Below are 16,659 nucleotides of genomic sequence, written 5' to 3' on the forward strand. Positions count from 1 at the left end.
CTATGGCGCGAAGGCAGCCACCGCTGGCCGGCACTTCACATCCGAAACTGTGACAAAAGGATTGGATCCGCTGTTTTTCGCTTCCGGCAGCGAATAATCTATCGCACAAGACTCTTGCGCTTGCTCGCCCCAGCGCACTGTCAATATGCCCTGATTGCCTTCAATGCGTTGCGCAATAATGCGGCTGCCCTGCGCCACCACACCAATTTCATTCCCGGCCACGTCCAGTACCCGCGCGCCAAAAGGCAGGGGTCGTCCATCGTGCATAAGGCCAGAGAAAATCACCGCTCGTCCGGCGTGTTTGGTCTCGAACGGCACCCGGAGAATCGCGCCAGCAGTGGGAACTACTCGTTGTTCCGTGCTCAGCAACTCAACGTTCAACGGCAGTCCTTTCGGATCCAACGCAATATCGTTGTTCGAAAATGGAACGAGATTCTGGACAACGGTGCGTCCCCACGGGTCCAGGCGCAGACCGCTGTTACTGGTCACCCGAGCGCCCCCCGCCCCTTTGGCCTCGAGGATCGCCGCCGTCTCGCCGCTGCTCGGCGTCAGCACCACGCCACCGCTGTAGGCGAAGACCCCCCCCGACATGCCGAAGCTTCGCTGTGTGAATTCACCGCTCTTGCTTGCGCTGGCCGAAAGCGCCGTGACCGGCGTTGAATAATTGACGTTGGCCCCCACACTGTTCGTGCGATTGGAACCGTCCGTACTGCGACCGGCGTTCAGGCTGTAGGAAATACCATGATCCTCACCCAACGCGCCTCCCACCGACTGTTGCAGCGAAGACCTGCCATTGGATTCGCGCTGGAAATTGGTCGACGCATAGGCGGTATGACTGCCGAAACTGAGCGGAAAGTTGAGATTGACCATCACCTGGTTATCCCATTCGCCGCTTCTGAAATTCTGGCGCCGCCCCGCCGTCACGCTGTAGTTGAGCCGACGGTAGCTGTTGGCATAGCCAACGGTGTATTGCGTATCGCGACCACTACGATTCCAGTAGTTCTGGATGGAGCCGCTCAGGCTGAACGAGCCATATCCGTCGGGCAGGCTCTGGTTGAGGATCGCCTGAAAGCGGTTGCGATTCAGATCGGGGACGGTCCCCTGCCCCCGGGTATGCAAATCGCGCAGCGACATGGCATCTTCGAAGCCGAGATAGCCGCGGCTGGAATATCGATACGCGGCAATCGAAATGCTGGTGCTGGTGGGCTCCAACCACTTGCCATAGCTCAACCGGACGCTATGTCCCCTCCTGGTCTCTTGAGAGGAAATTTCCGCAGACGCTTGGGTAATGTCCACGCCAAAAGCGCCAAGGCCCGTGTTCAAGGCCACACCCGCGTTGCCCGCATGATAGACGGGCGACAGCATAAGTCCGCCGTAGCCGGTAATCGTGTTGCTGAATCCATGACGCACCGTAGCCTGCGCCAAGCCGGGTTTGCTATTGACCAACCGATTTCGGTAGGTACCGAGCGTCAAACTGTAGTTCGTCACCCCCTCGCGCACGGCATTGACGGGCGCCGCGAAAGGCACTCTCGAAACCAGCACCCGGCCATCGGCTTCCGTGACGATCACCTCCAAGTCTCCGCCATAACCCGTGGCATAGAGGTCATTGATCTCGAAAGGGCCCGGTGCGACCGTCGTCTCATAGATCACGTTGCGATTCTGACGAATTTGCACCTTGGCATTGCTGCTTGCTACGCCACGCACAATCGGCGCATAGTCGCGTTGGCTTTCGGGAAACATGCGGGTGTCACTCGCCAGCTTTACGCCTCGAAAGCCAAAGCTGTCGAATATCTCGCCATTGGTAAAGGCATCGCCGATGACAAGCTGGCTCTTCAGCGGCACGATCGCCCGGGAAAGATTGGTCAGGGTGCTCTGGTAGCCGCCGCCGCCAAGGCGCGAATGGGTATAGTTCCCAGAATGACGAAATCGCCATGGTCCGGCGTTCATGCCCGCGTTGATTCCTGCGAAAGTCTGGGTGTTGGATTGGGACGAACTGCTCGAAGAATAGGTGTTGGCGTTGTAGTTGACGTAGCCAGCAGTTATGCCATCGTCCCAATTTTCCGGGTCAACATATCCGCGCGCGCGGTTATTGAGCATCGCCTGGGGCACCGTGAGATTCAGGCGAAGGTCACCGGCATCGAAGTCTACGGTAGCCTGGGGAATCACCTCCGTAAGCGCGTAACACACGCCGGGAGTCACCAGAATTTCGGGCGCCTTGGATAAATCAACGCCAAGTCGGTTCAATAATGCCTTGTCAAAACAGGGCTGCGCGCCGGGTGCTTCGCCCATCTGGCGAAAATCAACTTCGACTCTCCCGACCCAATTGTCATTGAGGTAGAGATCCACTCGGTACTTTCCAGGCATGACTACGTTGCCTCGATTGAACCGGCTCACGTCGATCGAACTACCACCATGGCGCTGCAGGAAAATCTCGTTGAATTCGACCGGTTGTGCCGCGGCCATCTGGGTCGCCGACGCAACGGAGACCCCCTGAGACAAGCCGACCGCGGCGAAAATTCGCACGACACTGCGCGCCATCGCGCGGGGACCTGCGTTAGAGGCGAAATTGAAGCTGTGCATAGGAATCCGCGAAATCAAACCTGAGTAACCCGCGTCGCGGCCCATTACGGTTCAATCAGAGTGGCTTTCCCGGCGTAGGGCGAGCCATAGTCGTTGATTGCGCGGTATTCAATCGTGCCCCTGCGCCCGACAGTAAAGCCCGCGGGCAAGCGAAAGGCCTTCGTCTCTCCGGGCCCCACCATATCGACCTCTTCCGCCGAGGACGAATCCGAGCCACCGTTGTCAAGGGTTATCTCAATGAGCGACACGTGATAAGCGGAGGGATTGCTTACCTCTACTAATTGCCCTTGCCTGTCTTTTCTCAGTCGCCATTTGAGCGATTCATGTGCGGTATCCGCGCGACCGGCCAAGTCGGCGGGACGATAGAACATCTTGATGCGTGTACGGATCGCCAACTGAAGCGTGTTGATGTCAGACGCATCGGCCGCAGCTTTGGGCGGAATATCCAGCACGTTGAGCCAATAGATCGATTCCTTACCTTGAGGCATCGCCTCGTTGGTATGAAAGATACGCAAGTTCTGGCCCCTGCCCGGGTCCACGCGGGAGACAGCCGGGGTCACCACAAAGGGGACTTTTATGTCACTCGCATTCTGGACGGGATCACCATTATCGATCCACGCTTGCACCAACGACGCCGCATCCCCGTTATTCGTTATTCTCACCGTAACCTCGGCGTCACTCGACTGATAAATCACCCGCGTGCCCGCGATGACAATCGATGCCTCCGCGCGAAAGGCGATGACTGCCGCGAAACCAAGTAGAACCAATCCGACGACTGTTGCGATATTACGACCGAGCATTTTCATGGGATATTCAGCGAGGCGCCAGCAAGCGCCGCCGCAGGGCGAGCGCTTGCTGGAATATTGACTTTCGTTATTGATAAGCGATGGTGTACTGAACGCTTGCGGTCGCGGCACCGGCAGTGGCCTGCCCCGTCGCGACGTACTGCGCCGCATACACCAGCGTCGCGGCACCTTCCGACAGTGCGGTGGATTGCGAATTCTGCAGCGGCTCCGGCGCACCCACCACGATGCGCGAACCGTTTGCGTTCAGCAGGCGGATGCGGACATTGGCGGCATTGCCGTTACCCGTGGCGATATTCAAATCGCCCGAAGGGTTGGTGCCGGCGACATGTTCGAAAAATGCGCGAACGTTCCCAGCCTGCGGGGTGCAGTTGGTCAACGCAATCTGAAAGCGCGTATTGCCCGCGGTGGCATCGGCAGCGCTCAAAGAACTGGCCGATACCGTCGGCAGAGTGACGGTGAAGTCACGGCCCGAGCCGCCATTGATCGTGCAAGTTTGAGCGGTAATACGGCCATTGAATTGAATGGTGCCGTCCGCGGCGGCGGCAACCTGAGGCAGAAAGGCGCATGCCGACAGAGTCAGCGCGAAAATCAGCTTGGTTTTCATAGAGAGGGGTGCTTCCTAAGAGATAAAGTTACGCGACTGACGATTGAACGTTGACGATGCAACGCTTGTCAGTGCGGCAACTGTACCGAGGGGGGCACCTCTCGACTATCGGACTGCTCCCAAATTTTCCCGTCTCTTTGCGCGCGCACTTTTCACAATATCGGCCGCGCGCGGGGATTACAAAAACACACAAGACCCACATTTTGCAGAGTAATGAAAACCGCCGGAGCAGCGGCTATCGGCGCATCCAAAACAATGAAATCGAAACGAGCGCACTGGCCAGCAGACAGAGGGCTTCGACCATGAACTCACGGCGAACTGAGCTATCGACCGCCGCGATGGAGCAGACGGGGCGCGGATAAGGAATAGCACGCCGGGGCGCGACTTGCCCCGGACTCGCCGACAGATGCAGCGCGCTGGATTACAGACGCAACGAATCGAAGGCCGGCGAGGCAAACTCGCACCGCACAGCGATACTGCGCCCGATTGTTCGAGCTAGAGCGCTGTCGCTCTCAGCTCTTCAAGCGATTTCTATAAATAGGACAACGTGATGAGGTAGCCCGTCTGCGCCCTCTTTTCCGCCCCCGCTGGCGGTATGACTATTTTCGTGACGCTGGCGCGAACCTGCTTTGCTCCCAGGCGCGAAGCGTTTTCGGGCAGACCGCCAGCCCGCGCATTATCGGCTTCGCACTCAATGCGAACTTTGCGGCCATGGGCCGGTAGCGTGGCACTGCAAGGGTTGGACTCGACAATTGCGCCGCGAAAATGAATAACTCCCTGGGAAGCGTCGGCTTGCATCGAGAAGGCGCCGACGAAGACGAGCACCGGTAGCACGAGACGGCTAGGCTGTGGCTTGAGCATGGCAACTCCAGAACATGGCGAAACTGCGTGAGAACTGCTCGGGCCTATGGAAGATTGCGGCAGCCTTGGCATGACCTTCGTCCACCGTACGCAAACAAGCGCGGACGCTGCACTCAGCCTATGCACCAATGGCTGATTTGAATCCTACGCCAAAGTGATTCTCAATGCCACGCATATCGGAATTCTCTGATTTTTATCCGCACATGGTCGCGGGCGATTATTTTCCCGTAAGCTCGTCAACCTGCCGAAGGCAGGTTGGCGCGTCCCGGCCCGGTTAGCCGCGGTCACGGGCAATACTGTTCAATTACGTCGAAGGATCCACAGATGCAATTTCCTAAACTGGCTGCCGTTCTCTTGCTGGGCGTGGTGCCATATGCTGCGCAAGCAGAGACATGCAAACAGGCCACCCAAGATGAAATCGTGGCGCAGTTTGATCGCTGGAACGCCATGCTGAAAACGGGCGATGCCGACAAGGTGGTGTCGATGTATGAGGACGATGCCGTCCTGCTTCCGACGCTATCCAACACTCCCCGCCTGACACGGGAGGCCAAACGCGACTACTTCACGCACTTCCTCGCCCTTCAACCGGAAGGGCGGATTGACAGCCAAACAGTGAGAATCGGTTGCAACACGGCTGTTGCCACCGGTTTGTATACGTTTAAGTTCGGCAACGGCACTGAGACTGAGGCTCGCTATACGTACACATACAACTGGAACGGCAAGGACTGGCGCATAACCAGCCACCATTCTTCCGCATTGCCAGAAAAGTAGGCTGATGAGCGGCGCCACCGAAGCACGCGTGCGTTGCCGCCATGTCTCGGATGCGAGCTCCCCCAGGGAGCGGTCAGGCCGGTAGTGCGGAGCCTTCCGCGACACATGCGACCCGCCACCGCGCCGACCATTTCCGTGCCATCGACCGCGCAGCAATTACCCCGAGACCATTAACAAATTCCATCTTCTTTGATTGTCAGGGCTTCATGGATCGCTTCCACGAAATGCAGGTTTTTGTCCGCATTGCGGATAGAAAGAGTTTTTCCCTCGCCGCCGAGGACCTGCAGATTCCTCGAGCAACGGCCACCAATCTGATCAAGCGGTTGGAGGCGCGTATCGGTGCGCGACTGCTGGAGCGAACCACGCGGCAAGTCCGGTTGACTCAAGAAGGCGACGCCTACTACTGTCGCTGTGTCCGGCTGCTCACAGACCTGGAGGAAACGGAGAACTCGTTCCGCAACGCCTCGCCCAAGGGATTCTTGCGGGCGAACCTGCAAGGAACTCTGGCCAAGCATTTCGTGGTACCTGCCTTGGGCGATTTTCTGGCACGGTATCCCGATATCACGCTTCACGTGAGCGAGCACGACCGCCTCGTCGATCTCGTCCGCGAAGGTATGGACTGCGTACTTCGCGCGGGCGTGCCGCAAGATTCCACATTGATCGCCAAACAGGTGGCGCAAATGGAACAAGTGACCGTCGCCAGCCCCCACTACTTGAATCGGCACGGGGTGCCCGCGACACTCGAAGATCTGAAAGGCCATTTCGCCGTCGACTATGTATCCAGCGTCACCGGCCGGCCGATGAGCCTGGATTTTCTGGTGGGCAACGACGTCGTGAAGCGTCAGTTGAAGGCTCGGATATCGGTGTCCGGCGCGGACATGTACACCGGCGCGGCACTGTCCGGACTGGGGTTGGTGCAGGTGCCGCGCTATCGCATAGCAGCAGAAATTACGCAAGGGCGGTTGCATGTCGTTCTGCCGCAGCATCCACCTCCGCTGATGCCTGTGTCGGTACTCTATCCGCAACATCGCCAGCTGTCAGCGCGCGTCCGCGTATTCACACAATGGTTGACCCAGTGTTTCAACTCCTGAGCCTGCGCCGTCATGTTGCCTGTGCGAAAAGCTATTCACCGGTAGGGCATGCAATCACTTTTGCATCGGCTTATGATGTCTTGCGCTTGGACAAGATGGCGGAAGCGGCATCGCTTGCCACCGCCAGCAACCTGATCTGCCAGTACGAGAGAGGGGTTCTATGGTCAATCATGTAGACGTCGAGATCCGCGAGAGGGTAACTTCCGACTCGGTCGGCACATACCGGGCCTGGGTCGACCTCGCAATCCCCGATTTTGGTCTCCAGACCCGCGTGTTGATCGGTGTATTTCTGACAAAGCGGGAAGCGCAGCTTCGAGCAGCTCTTGTCGCCGGAAACATCCGTATGGCGCGAAATGAGCAGTTTCAGCCGCCGAAACGAGTCGCGCAAGGCGTTGGCGATGCGTGACATGAAAGAGGCAGCAAAGCCACTTGGCCGAGGGATCAGCATGCATTCTTGTCCACGCGACAGACCGGCAATGCCTGCGGCTCGAGTGCGCGTTTCGCCCCCGTGAGCAAGACCACATCGCAGAACGGCCGAGTTGGCGTTTTCCAATTTCACGTCCATTGAAGCAGTGCTCCGCGCAGGCTCAGCGCCGCCCTGGCGCTTGAACGGGCGTGCCAATTGCGGCGACTACTACTTAGCGTAATTCGGGGAACGGGGACCGTACAGAATGCCGCCGGAAGTGCCGGCACTGAGCAGCATGTTGTTCGTCATGCCGGCGACGCCATAGCTGCGGTCGGAGAGCGTATTGACGACCTGATCCACCACCGCCTGCACCAGCATGCCGATCAGGCCGCCGCTGCTGTTGCTGGCTTGCACGACCTCCTTGCTGCCATCCCACAGCTTGGCGCCCGTGCGCAGGTCCACCAGCGCGGCGTCGATCGAGACGGTGATCGAGCTGGACAGGACCGCATAGCTCGACCCGTACTGTTTGACGGTCATGTACAAGGCGGCATCCGCGCCAAAGATCTCGCGCAGGCGCGCGGCCGGCAACTCGTGGATTTCGTCCGCGTTGGTCAGGCCATTCTGCTTGAAGGTCTCTTCCATGACGGCCACGGGCACGACGTAGTAGCCCGATTCCGCCAGCGGCATGGTCGCCTGCGCCAGCACCGCCGCGCCCGCCGCCACGTCCACGGACGTGTTCAGCGGCGGCAGCACCAGGATCGATGCCGGCTTGCTTTCGCGAAAGGCGGCATAGTCCACGTTGCGCTGCGGCGCGGCGCAACCCGCCAGCAGCGCGACCAGCGCCAACACGGCAATACGCATGATCGTGTTCATCTCAGGCTCCTTGCTTGGCCGGCTGTGCGCTGGCGGGCGTGGGCGCGGCGGGCGCGGCGGGCGCCGCCGACGGCGCGGCCGACGCGGCGTTGTCCGCCATCTTGCTGGCATTGCGCAGCAGGAAATCCATGAACGGCTTGGATTCGGGGAAGGCCGCCTTCTCGCCTTCCAGCTGTTCCAGGCCCTTGGCGCCATCACCCAGCTTCAGGTACAGCATGCCCAGATGCGCGCGGAAGCCCGGCGGCAATTGCGCGTTGCTCGCCCGCGCGGTTTCGATGTTCTTTTCCATCGCCAGGCTCTGCGCCGCGTAGTCGGCGCCGTCGTCCTTGAGATAGGCGTAGACCGAAGGTTGGTACGACTGCCAGCTGTACATGCTCTTGGGTTGCTGCGCGCACGCACCCAGCAACCCCGCCACGGCAACCACCGCCATGGCACGCCCCATGCGCGCGAGCGCCCGCGGGCGCGCCTTCGCCAGATTGTTCGACATTGGGATACCTATCAGGGTTGGACCGGTTGCCAGGCGCCTTGCTCGATGCCATCGACCAGGCGATCGACGGCCTCGCGGATCGCCAGGTCCAGCACCTTGCCGTTCAGCGTGGAGTCATAGCCGGCGGTGCCGCCGAAGCCGATGACTTCGCGGTTGGACAGGCTGTATTCGCCCGCCCCCGACGCGGAATAGACCACCTCGGAGGTCGTCACGTCGACCACGTTGAGGTCGACCTTGGCGTAAGCCACCTGTTCCTTGCCGCGGCCGAGGATGCCGAACAGCTGATGGTCGCCCGTCACCTTGCGGCCGAACGCCGTCACGTCGCCCGTCACGACGTAACGCGCGCCCTTGATCTGGCTGGCCTTTTTGTTGAACGCCGCTTCCTGGGCGATTTCGGACAGGTTGTCGCGGTCCATCACCTGGAACCGGCCGCTGCGCTGCAGGTGGCTGACCAGGATGGTCTTGGCCTGGCCGCCGAGGCGGTCCACGCCGTCGGAGAACACGCCACGCAGGTAGTTGGTGCGGTTGTCGAACTTGCCAACCGAGATCGGACTTCGCACGCCCTGGTAGGGCTTGCTGGCCGCGGCGACCGCGGGTACCGCGACCGACTGGGAACGTTCGGTGGCGCAACCGGCAAGTACCAACGACAGGAGAGTTGCCGCGCCGACTCGTATTTTGCTTTTCATCATGCCCTATTCCAGGTGATCACAACTTCGTCGAAACCAGACGGCCTTTTAAGCCATGTGATGACGCCTTGAAAATAGGATTGCTCTGAAACGCGCAACGAGCTTGAGACAGCGGAGCCTCATGTTCCACGCTCTGGCCATGTCCGGGTTCGATGCGCATGTGTTTCGGCTGGCAATGCCCCACCGTGGATTCATTCCTGATGCGCTGGCGTTGGCGGTGGTATATGCTTGGAACCCCTTCCGGTCCTGGCAGAGCAAGAATTGCTCCCGTTGGGCCGCCCATCCTGGATAAACCCGAGACCCGCGTTATTGCCGGGCACCCCGAAGACGCGTTCACAAATCGGGCAGAACATGCCGCCTGAAGCATGCGCACGCTGATATGGATACGGATATGGCAGCTCTAGAACGGCAGCTCGAAAGCTCGCCCTCCCCCGAATCATTTGCATTGCTGGAACATGCCTTTCGCACAGCGCCCATCGGCTTGCTGATCGCGACAGACCGCGTGATCACGCTCTACAACGAGACATTCGCAAGAATATTCGGCTACGACGAGCGTGAACTGATAGGCCGATCACTGGACTGTCTGTATCCCTCCATCGCCGAATTCCAGCATACGGGAGAGAAAGCAGCCGAGACCATGCAAAAGCGCGGGAAATATAGCGACGAGCGAATCATGCGGCATCGGTCAGGGCGGCTGTTCTGGTGCCATGCCACAGGCCAGGCAATGGATTTGAATCAGCCTCTCGCTTCGGCCACCTGGGTTTTCGAAGACATTTCCAATAATCGTCCCGTTACCACAGGACTGACTGCTCGCGAACGGCAGATCGCACGACTGTTGGTCGAGGGACGATCGAGCAAGCAGATCGCGAAGGAGCTCGACGTCAGCCCCAGGACAATCGAGGCGCATCGGGCGCGCTTGATGCGCAAGCTGAACGCCCAGACCGCCGGTGCGCTGATCGCAAAGCTGATCGGCCGTTCGGAAAATTGAAGCGGCCGGCCTCCCACTGCCCTTCCAAGTGCGCCCCGCTACGCGTTCTCCGCAAGAATCAGCACGGCCCGATGCCTCAACGTAGGCCCTCTAGCAGGTAGAGGTGCGTCTTGGCGGACTTGAAACGTATCTGTGCAACTTCCTGATACGCGTCCGAGTAATAAAACTCCTTGAGCATCTCCATGGAGTCGAACTCCAGCAGGATGACGCGCTTGACGTTGCGCCCCCCTTCGATCACTTCAGGGTTGTCGGTGGCCGACAACATACGCACTCCGTATGCCTTCAGTATCGGCCTTACCTTGACCATGTATTCGTTGTAGAACAACTCGTTGTCGGTGACGCCGAGTTCTGCGAACAGATATCCTTTCATGAGTGCTTTTCCTTCATTTGGATTGACTCGACCAGCGTGCGCGCGCCGACCCGGGCCGGCCATCTTCAGATAGAACGCATGGCCGGATCCGACGGCCGTTCGATGGAAGCAGAACTTCCGCCGGCGACAAAGTCCTGCTTGCGCAACAGGGTCAACGAAACAAGAGACACCACCCCCGTCGCAGCAAAGAAATACATGGGAGAAGAGATATCGCCTGTACGCTGGATCAGCCAGGTGGACACCATGGGCGCCGTGCCTCCGAACAAGGCAACAGGCAGGTTGTAGGCCAACGCGATGCCCGTCGAGCGGACTTTGGTCGGCAGCAGTTCGCTCATCGTTGCATACGTGGAGGAGACATACAGGCCAAATGAAATGGCTGTAGCCATCAACGGCCAGATGAAGGTCGACGGTGTCGCGCCGTCGGCAACGGCGAAGAACCAGATCATGCAGACCGTGGCGAACAGACCGGTGACGATCAGGAATGGCTTGCGGCCATATCGATCGGTAAACATGCCACCGAACGGCATCACCAATGCAGCGCAAAGACTGGACAAACTCGAATAGACCAACGTCGTCGCATCATTGAAATGCAGCAGTTGCTTCATGTAGGTGGAAGCAAACGTCAGCACCAGGTAGAAGATCGAACTGTGCAGCACGATGATGGCGCCTACCAGCAGCAGGGCGCGGCTGTGCGTCAGGGCCTCTTTCAAGGGGGCAGGCGACACCTCTCCTTTCTTCACCAAAGCCATGAATTCGGGGCTGTCCTCCAGCCTGAGCCGGATGTACATGGAGACGACCCCCATTGGCGCTGCAATCAGAAAGGGGATGCGCCATCCTCCGTCCTGCATGAATTGCGCGCCCAACGCGTACGTCAGTCCGTTGGCTATCGCTCCACCGAGCAGCAGTCCCAGCACCGCGGTGACCATCAACCAGCTAGTCGAGTATCCGCGCCGCTCCGGCCCCGCGTACTCGGCAATGAAGCTGGTGATCGTGCCGATCTCGCCGCCTGCGGAGAACCCTTGAATACACCGCACGATCACCAGCAGCACGGGGCCGGCGATACCGATCTGAGCATGCGTGGGAAGCAGGCCAATCAGGCAGGTCGAGCCGGACATCAATATCAGCACGGTGACCAGCGTCTTGCGTCGTCCGACACGATCGGCCATGGGGCCGAAGAATAGTCCGCCGAGAGGACGGACGAAGAAGCTCAGAGCGAACGCAGCAAACGAGCCGAGAAGGCTCGTCATCGGGTCATCGGAGGCGAAGAAGGCTTGACCGATGTAGGCGGCGAGAAAGCCGTACACACCGTAGTCGTACCATTCGATGAGATGGCCAAGGGAGGCGCCTACGAAAACGCGCCGGGATGCCTTCGGCTGAGCCGATGAATGATGGGCCGTCATTGTTGTCTCCTGGTGTATGAGTTTTCTACTTTTTGGAATCTGGATGAGCGCCGCGCGCTTTCCAAAGACGCCCGATCAGGGCTGTCAACGTTTCAATGGCACGCTTGCCTGCCTGGGGAAGGCTGCGTCAGCCCCTGGCGAAATGGTGGCGATGCGTATGGCATTCGGCAGACGCGGGCGGTCCGCCAAAACCTGGTCGGCGGAGTCAACTGACGCATCTAGGTGACGCTTCCAGCGGGCTGCCGCCGGGCGTCGTTGCTGCTTCAGCAGGCAGCTGGCAGGCTCTCGGGGGGATCACAGGCAACGGTTTCCATACGGGCCGGCACCGAGACTTCCAGCAACGCCAAATCCGAAGAAATGCCGATTTCGTTGTGCTTTGCCCCTGGCGGAATGGACAGCGATTCGCCGGGTCCGACACGGATGACGCGGCCGTCTTCGAACTGCAGGTCGATCCAGCCTCGAAGGGCGAAGATGAACTGGGTTTCGCAGACGTGATAGTGCCAGCCGGTCTCTTTCATCACGCCAGTGGCGAGCGTGACCTGAGCCCTCATCTTGCCATCGGTGGCCGCCGTCACGCCCAGGTCCCTGTAATTGAAGAAGGGGCGGCGACCAGCGACCAGAGGCGCGCTCTCCTCGGTGGCATACGCCAGCTTCTCGAGCAGCTGGCGGGGATTATGGGCGGCGGCTGGAGCGATCGCTTCGCTTGCATGGTCCATTGATGCCTCCTGGATCTGAGGATTGCCGACCAAGCGCGCCCCGACGTAGCAGGCGGGAAAATTGAGGCACCCACTCAAGTGACGTGGCTGAATCGCTTGGCATCGGGAGACCACTTTAGCGACCAATCAAGGCAGCTGACAGTCGCAAAACTACGCTAGGTAAAACCCTAGAGCCGAGCAGATCAGGCCGGCTCTCATAGCAACGCCAGCAGGGCAAAAAAACTCCGGTGCGAACGTCATCCAGGTCAGACACGAGATTTCGATGAAATCGTCCGGGCAGGCTTACGCGAATCGTCGTTGCCGAGGATCGGAACAAGCCTGGCGCAATGCAATCAGCCGATCTTGCGCGCAATGGACTCGACCGCGGCCCACGGCGACGGGTGCCCCGGCGCATGGGGCAACCAAGATCGCAACGCCGTGGTAAGCGATGCTTTTAAGCAGCTCATCCCTTGTGGCGGCAGGCTCAATTGAAGCATCGCCGCTGGCTCTGTAGGCCCTGAGTTTGCCGCTCCTCGCCGGGCTGTCGACATCAACATCATGCAGAGGCATCACGCAGACACAAGAGGAACCCGGTAGAAATCGGTTCACCCAAGACTAAACTCGAGCGCCCTGGAGCAACCAAAAAGTGATTTGGCACGCACCAAGACACCAAGCTGAATGAAATTTTCGCTCGGAAATCCAGATCGTGTGAATTTTTTGGACAAGAGCTTACTTGAACGACTAAAAGGCTGCTTTTCCCGGCTGTCGCTCCAGAGTCCGCTGGACTCTAAATTTTGAAGCTCATCGACCAAATCAGTGTGCGATCCGCGTAGACAGGGCATCGACACGTTTGTCGGCCGCCAATTCGATTGAAGAGAATCTCAAGTTGAATGAACGCGACAGAAGGACACCTCCATGCTTGCTGTGAGATTTCATTGAGGTTGAAAAAGCCACTTACTCGAAATCAGTGATTCAAAGGATGTTAGTTTATTGACTTTGGATAGTCCATTGCAGTAGACGTGATGGGCACCTCAAAAAACTTTGCAAGCTCCTTCAGCGCCTCCTGGCTGTCTGACACGACAGAAAAAACTAGATATACGCTTCCCTCATGAAGTATCGCGCCCACAGCTGTCTTCTCTGCCGCAGCGCAACGCCACTCCTTCTCATTGCGATGAGGTCCAGCAATATCCGAACATTGGTGCATAGCAATTTAGGAGATAGCTATGCGAATCGGCGATTACTTCATCCATACCCATGGCTAGCCGCAGCAAATCTTTCGTCATTGCGTCGATTCCGACTTACAGAGCACTCATATTCTATGTTTGCCGGAGCATGAAAATTGTCTCACTGGATACAAGAGCTTATCTCTTCTCATGCTGGCGTAGCACTCGTATCTCGTCGAAATTCCATTACAGGGGATTGTTCTCGTTCGCGAACCTAAGAGCCCGGCCAACGCGCTCTGGCAATTCAGAAACCAGGACGCCCGTGAGCGTACCGCCCGAGAGCCTGCTTAGCAGGCCTGCCCGCATGCCAAAAGCCCTAGGTCCATGGACGTCGGCCGCAACCGTGTCTCCCACGAACAATACCTCCTTCGCAGCACACCCAAGCTGGTCCACTAGATACTGATAAATGCGGCGATCCGGCTTCACCGCTCCAATGTCATAGCTCATGGCGTAGACATCCAGATTCGGCAGCAGCGCCTTGACCACCGCCCCATAGGGCATCGCCAAATTTGAGCAAAGACCTATTCGATAACCGCATTCTTGCAGCAAAGAGACCGTCTGCTCTGCGTCTGGGTATAAACTTACACTCGATAACTCCTGGTCTAAGTCCGCCTTCAGTTGCTCGATCAATTCATCTGGCGGCAACAGCCCGAACATTTCGGCGACAGCATGAAGATCCAGAGCATTAGTCATGATGCGAGCAGCGTCCACAGGCGTCGCCGCTCGGCCGTTGACTTCGCCCCATTTCAGCAACCGGCGAAATGGTGAGCGTCTATCTCCAATATAGAAAAGAGTTCCAAACGCATCAAAGGTTATCGCTTTCACGGCCACACTTATCTACCCCATAAATCCAAGGCATAGGAGAGGCAAACCCCAAGACTTGGGTAGCCACAGCCGAACGTTTCCAGCCGTAGCTCTTCAGCCCTTCCCTTTTCCCACGAAACATCGTAGGAGATGGATGCGGCCGGTCTCTCCGCCCCCTCACAAACATGTCTGCTGGTGTTCGTGCTGGAGCAACGTTTAGTCGTTCATGTACTATCAGCCACCGCGTAAGGCAGAAGTGAGAACCTGGCCCATAGAGCCTCTTCAGCCAGCCGTTGAGCAGGTCCTTTCCAGCATGCCTTTCCGACTGACACGAATTCTGATCTACTACCTATAAAGAAGCCCGGCGTGCCACCCCGTATCAGCGATCGCATGGCTTCCCGAATTTGAATCTCGGCCATCCTATTGACTGGAGCGGGCAGTTCATTAGCCCGCGTGCCACCCGCAATAAGAATCGATGGAAGCAAAGCCAAGGGCAGTTCAGAATCGATTCCGGCCACTCGAAACCATCCCCTTACAAGCGCCGCTGTGACAACATTCTGAAGATCGACGAGATCCTGGACCTGCTGCTGCGGATAGCAGTGACTCCCCGCAGTGCCATAACTGAGTTCCGCCATGCAATTCGAGCAGCGTCCGCAAAGGGAGATACCCGCTTGGACGGGGCGTCGCCCATGGTAGTGAAAAGCACTTAGGGCACGCTCACACGCCATGCAGGTGTTCAAGATGGGACAATAGTGCGATGGGCAAACCGTCCAGTATTTCAACCGCCACGTACTTCTCCAGTAGGGCTGCTCATCTTGCTCTAAACAATACGGACAATATCCTAACAACGGCATACCTAAACTGGACACTTTGATCCAAGCATGTGTCCACTTCTCAGTACGAAAGGCTTCGAAGAACTTCGACATCTGGCGCACCGTGTCGAATGGGAAATCTATGCCCTTGGTGAACCTCGCGACGATCCGCGGGTTGATGGCCAGATCGAGATCCCGCCTCTTAACTACATTGAAGGTGCAAAGCAGTTCTGCAGCGGTCAACGCGTGGAGTTCAGCGGTTCGTAGCAGCCACGAAAAGCACGACTCGTCGACGTATGGCTTGGCGTGAATGTAAAGCAATTGGTCGTCCATCGCCGCTCCCATATCACGCCGCAAAAAGCTCTAGCTGAGCCGACAAGCTTCTTTGAATGGAGCTATCAAAAGCAGCAAGCATGGGAACAAACGAACAAACCTTCTGCAATTCGTCGCTATTGAGATCTTGGGAGAGTTCCGCCCCTAACCAGATCGAATCTCGCCGCGTCGGCGGCGTATGAAGACAGCCAATGGCTGCTCTAACCAGGCAAACCGCCGAGGTGACATCCGGGGCGCGGGTCACTTTCCCAGGCACAGGCTTTCCTTCTGGCATTAATGAGACGATCCCCAAGCTCCAAATCAATCGAAGCAGGGAGTTGAGGGAGAGGCCAGCGAAGAGCGGATGGGACGAGGCCGTCTCTTGCTCCGAACGCGTGAGCTTTTCTTCAAAACTCGCACACAAATCCAATTCACTTTTGTCGTCCGCAGCCACGACCTGATCGACAAAACTGGCGCCACAGAAGCATTCAAGCAATCCTGGACGACGCCACGATATCCTTCGGCCACAATCGGCGCACTCATCAACCAATCTAACGCAATGTCTCCTGCACGCCGTAGCAATCGATATCTCCCAGTAAGCCCTAGCGAATCCATCATCGCACAAGCACATCGGACACAATCTTGGCCATGCATGACGAAGCAGATAGGGTCGAGTGAAAAGTGTGTTGTGAAAAATCACCACATCTCGGCCATCGTCTCTAGCCAGCAACGGGGTGGCACGGGCTAGCGCATCAGGGGTCGCTCCGAACAGATACGCGACATACTTCACCGATTTCGCGGACAGATATCGATGCCCCGGAGATTCGACAATCTGAACGAGTTCGCTGAATGAAATGCCATTCCGACAAGCCATCCTCAAACCGTAGCCG

Annotated in this window: 17 protein-coding genes and 1 pseudogene; 3 read left to right on the forward strand and 15 right to left on the reverse strand. The window is 58.1% G+C overall.

Going from position 1 to position 16,659, the window contains the following annotated elements:
* The 4 genes from ACVN9Z_RS03075 to ACVN9Z_RS03090 all read right to left on the reverse strand — a co-directional run bounded on the left by ACVN9Z_RS03075 (nt 1) and on the right by ACVN9Z_RS03090 (nt 4,851).
* Nucleotides 1-2,580, reverse strand: coding sequence for a fimbria/pilus outer membrane usher protein (locus ACVN9Z_RS03075; RefSeq protein ID WP_458213099.1), 2,580 nt, complete (start codon nt 2,578-2,580; stop codon nt 1-3).
* Between the two features lie 44 nt (nt 2,581-2,624).
* The gene (locus ACVN9Z_RS03080; RefSeq protein WP_458213100.1) at nt 2,625-3,386 is read right to left on the reverse strand and encodes a fimbrial biogenesis chaperone; all 762 of its coding nucleotides are present in this window, start codon (nt 3,384-3,386) and stop codon (nt 2,625-2,627) included.
* Between the two features lie 67 nt (nt 3,387-3,453).
* Nucleotides 3,454-3,990, reverse strand: a complete 537-nt coding sequence (locus ACVN9Z_RS03085; RefSeq protein WP_458213101.1) for a fimbrial protein — start codon at nt 3,988-3,990, stop codon at nt 3,454-3,456.
* Nucleotides 3,991-4,521: 531 nt separating this feature from the next.
* Entirely contained in the window at nt 4,522-4,851 is a 330-nt protein-coding gene (locus tag ACVN9Z_RS03090; protein ID WP_458213102.1) for a hypothetical protein, read from the reverse strand.
* A 324-nt stretch (nt 4,852-5,175) separates the two neighbouring features.
* Between ACVN9Z_RS03090 and ACVN9Z_RS03095 the strand changes: the two genes are divergently transcribed.
* Nucleotides 5,176-5,622, forward strand: coding sequence for an SgcJ/EcaC family oxidoreductase (locus tag ACVN9Z_RS03095; RefSeq protein WP_458213103.1), 447 nt, complete (start codon nt 5,176-5,178; stop codon nt 5,620-5,622).
* Between the two features lie 206 nt (nt 5,623-5,828).
* Complete coding sequence (locus ACVN9Z_RS03100; RefSeq protein WP_458213104.1) at nt 5,829-6,713, forward strand: LysR family transcriptional regulator; 885 nt, start codon at nt 5,829-5,831, stop codon at nt 6,711-6,713.
* 70 nt (nt 6,714-6,783) lie between these two features.
* Here ACVN9Z_RS03100 and ACVN9Z_RS03105 read toward each other — a convergent pair whose 3' ends face one another.
* From ACVN9Z_RS03105 to ACVN9Z_RS03120, 4 genes are all read right to left on the reverse strand, one after another.
* On the reverse strand, nt 6,784-7,278 hold the full coding sequence (locus tag ACVN9Z_RS03105; protein ID WP_458213105.1) for a hypothetical protein: 495 nt from the start codon (nt 7,276-7,278) through the stop codon (nt 6,784-6,786).
* Between the two features lie 69 nt (nt 7,279-7,347).
* Entirely contained in the window at nt 7,348-7,992 is a 645-nt protein-coding gene (locus ACVN9Z_RS03110; RefSeq protein ID WP_458213106.1) for a DUF799 domain-containing protein, read from the reverse strand.
* A 1-nt stretch (nt 7,993) separates the two neighbouring features.
* Nucleotides 7,994-8,479, reverse strand: coding sequence for a DUF4810 domain-containing protein (locus ACVN9Z_RS03115; RefSeq protein WP_458213107.1), 486 nt, complete (start codon nt 8,477-8,479; stop codon nt 7,994-7,996).
* Between the two features lie 11 nt (nt 8,480-8,490).
* On the reverse strand, nt 8,491-9,165 hold the full coding sequence (locus ACVN9Z_RS03120) for a CsgG/HfaB family protein (protein ID WP_458213502.1): 675 nt from the start codon (nt 9,163-9,165) through the stop codon (nt 8,491-8,493).
* Nucleotides 9,166-9,556: 391 nt separating this feature from the next.
* On the opposite strand from ACVN9Z_RS03120, the gene ACVN9Z_RS03125 reads away from it, so the two are divergent.
* Nucleotides 9,557-10,153 (forward strand): LuxR C-terminal-related transcriptional regulator, encoded by a 597-nt coding sequence (locus ACVN9Z_RS03125; RefSeq protein WP_458213108.1) that lies wholly within the window; start codon nt 9,557-9,559, stop codon nt 10,151-10,153.
* A 76-nt stretch (nt 10,154-10,229) separates the two neighbouring features.
* On the opposite strand, the gene ACVN9Z_RS03130 is transcribed toward ACVN9Z_RS03125, so the two are convergent.
* From ACVN9Z_RS03130 to ACVN9Z_RS03160, 7 genes and pseudogenes are all read right to left on the reverse strand, one after another.
* A complete protein-coding gene (locus tag ACVN9Z_RS03130; protein ID WP_458213109.1) occupies nt 10,230-10,523 on the reverse strand; it encodes a DUF1330 domain-containing protein in 294 nt (97 codons plus the stop codon).
* Nucleotides 10,524-10,588: 65 nt separating this feature from the next.
* The gene (locus ACVN9Z_RS03135; RefSeq protein WP_458213110.1) at nt 10,589-11,923 is read right to left on the reverse strand and encodes an MFS transporter; all 1,335 of its coding nucleotides are present in this window, start codon (nt 11,921-11,923) and stop codon (nt 10,589-10,591) included.
* Between the two features lie 263 nt (nt 11,924-12,186).
* Nucleotides 12,187-12,639 (reverse strand): cupin domain-containing protein, encoded by a 453-nt coding sequence (locus ACVN9Z_RS03140; protein WP_458213111.1) that lies wholly within the window; start codon nt 12,637-12,639, stop codon nt 12,187-12,189.
* A gap of 1,388 nt (nt 12,640-14,027) precedes the next feature.
* Nucleotides 14,028-14,666, reverse strand: coding sequence for an HAD family hydrolase (locus tag ACVN9Z_RS03145; RefSeq protein WP_458213112.1), 639 nt, complete (start codon nt 14,664-14,666; stop codon nt 14,028-14,030).
* Between the two features lie 203 nt (nt 14,667-14,869).
* Complete coding sequence (locus ACVN9Z_RS03150; RefSeq protein WP_458213113.1) at nt 14,870-15,790, reverse strand: TniQ family protein; 921 nt, start codon at nt 15,788-15,790, stop codon at nt 14,870-14,872.
* A 13-nt stretch (nt 15,791-15,803) separates the two neighbouring features.
* Nucleotides 15,804-16,223: a hypothetical protein gene (locus tag ACVN9Z_RS03155; RefSeq protein WP_458213533.1), complete on the reverse strand. Its 420-nt coding sequence runs from the start codon at nt 16,221-16,223 to the stop codon at nt 15,804-15,806.
* Between the two features lie 153 nt (nt 16,224-16,376).
* A pseudogene (locus tag ACVN9Z_RS03160) lies at nt 16,377-16,643 on the reverse strand (TniQ family protein); the annotation flags it as partial.
* Nucleotides 16,644-16,659: the final 16 nt, after the last annotated feature.

It is taken from the genome of Achromobacter sp. KK8 (assembly GCF_054188005.1).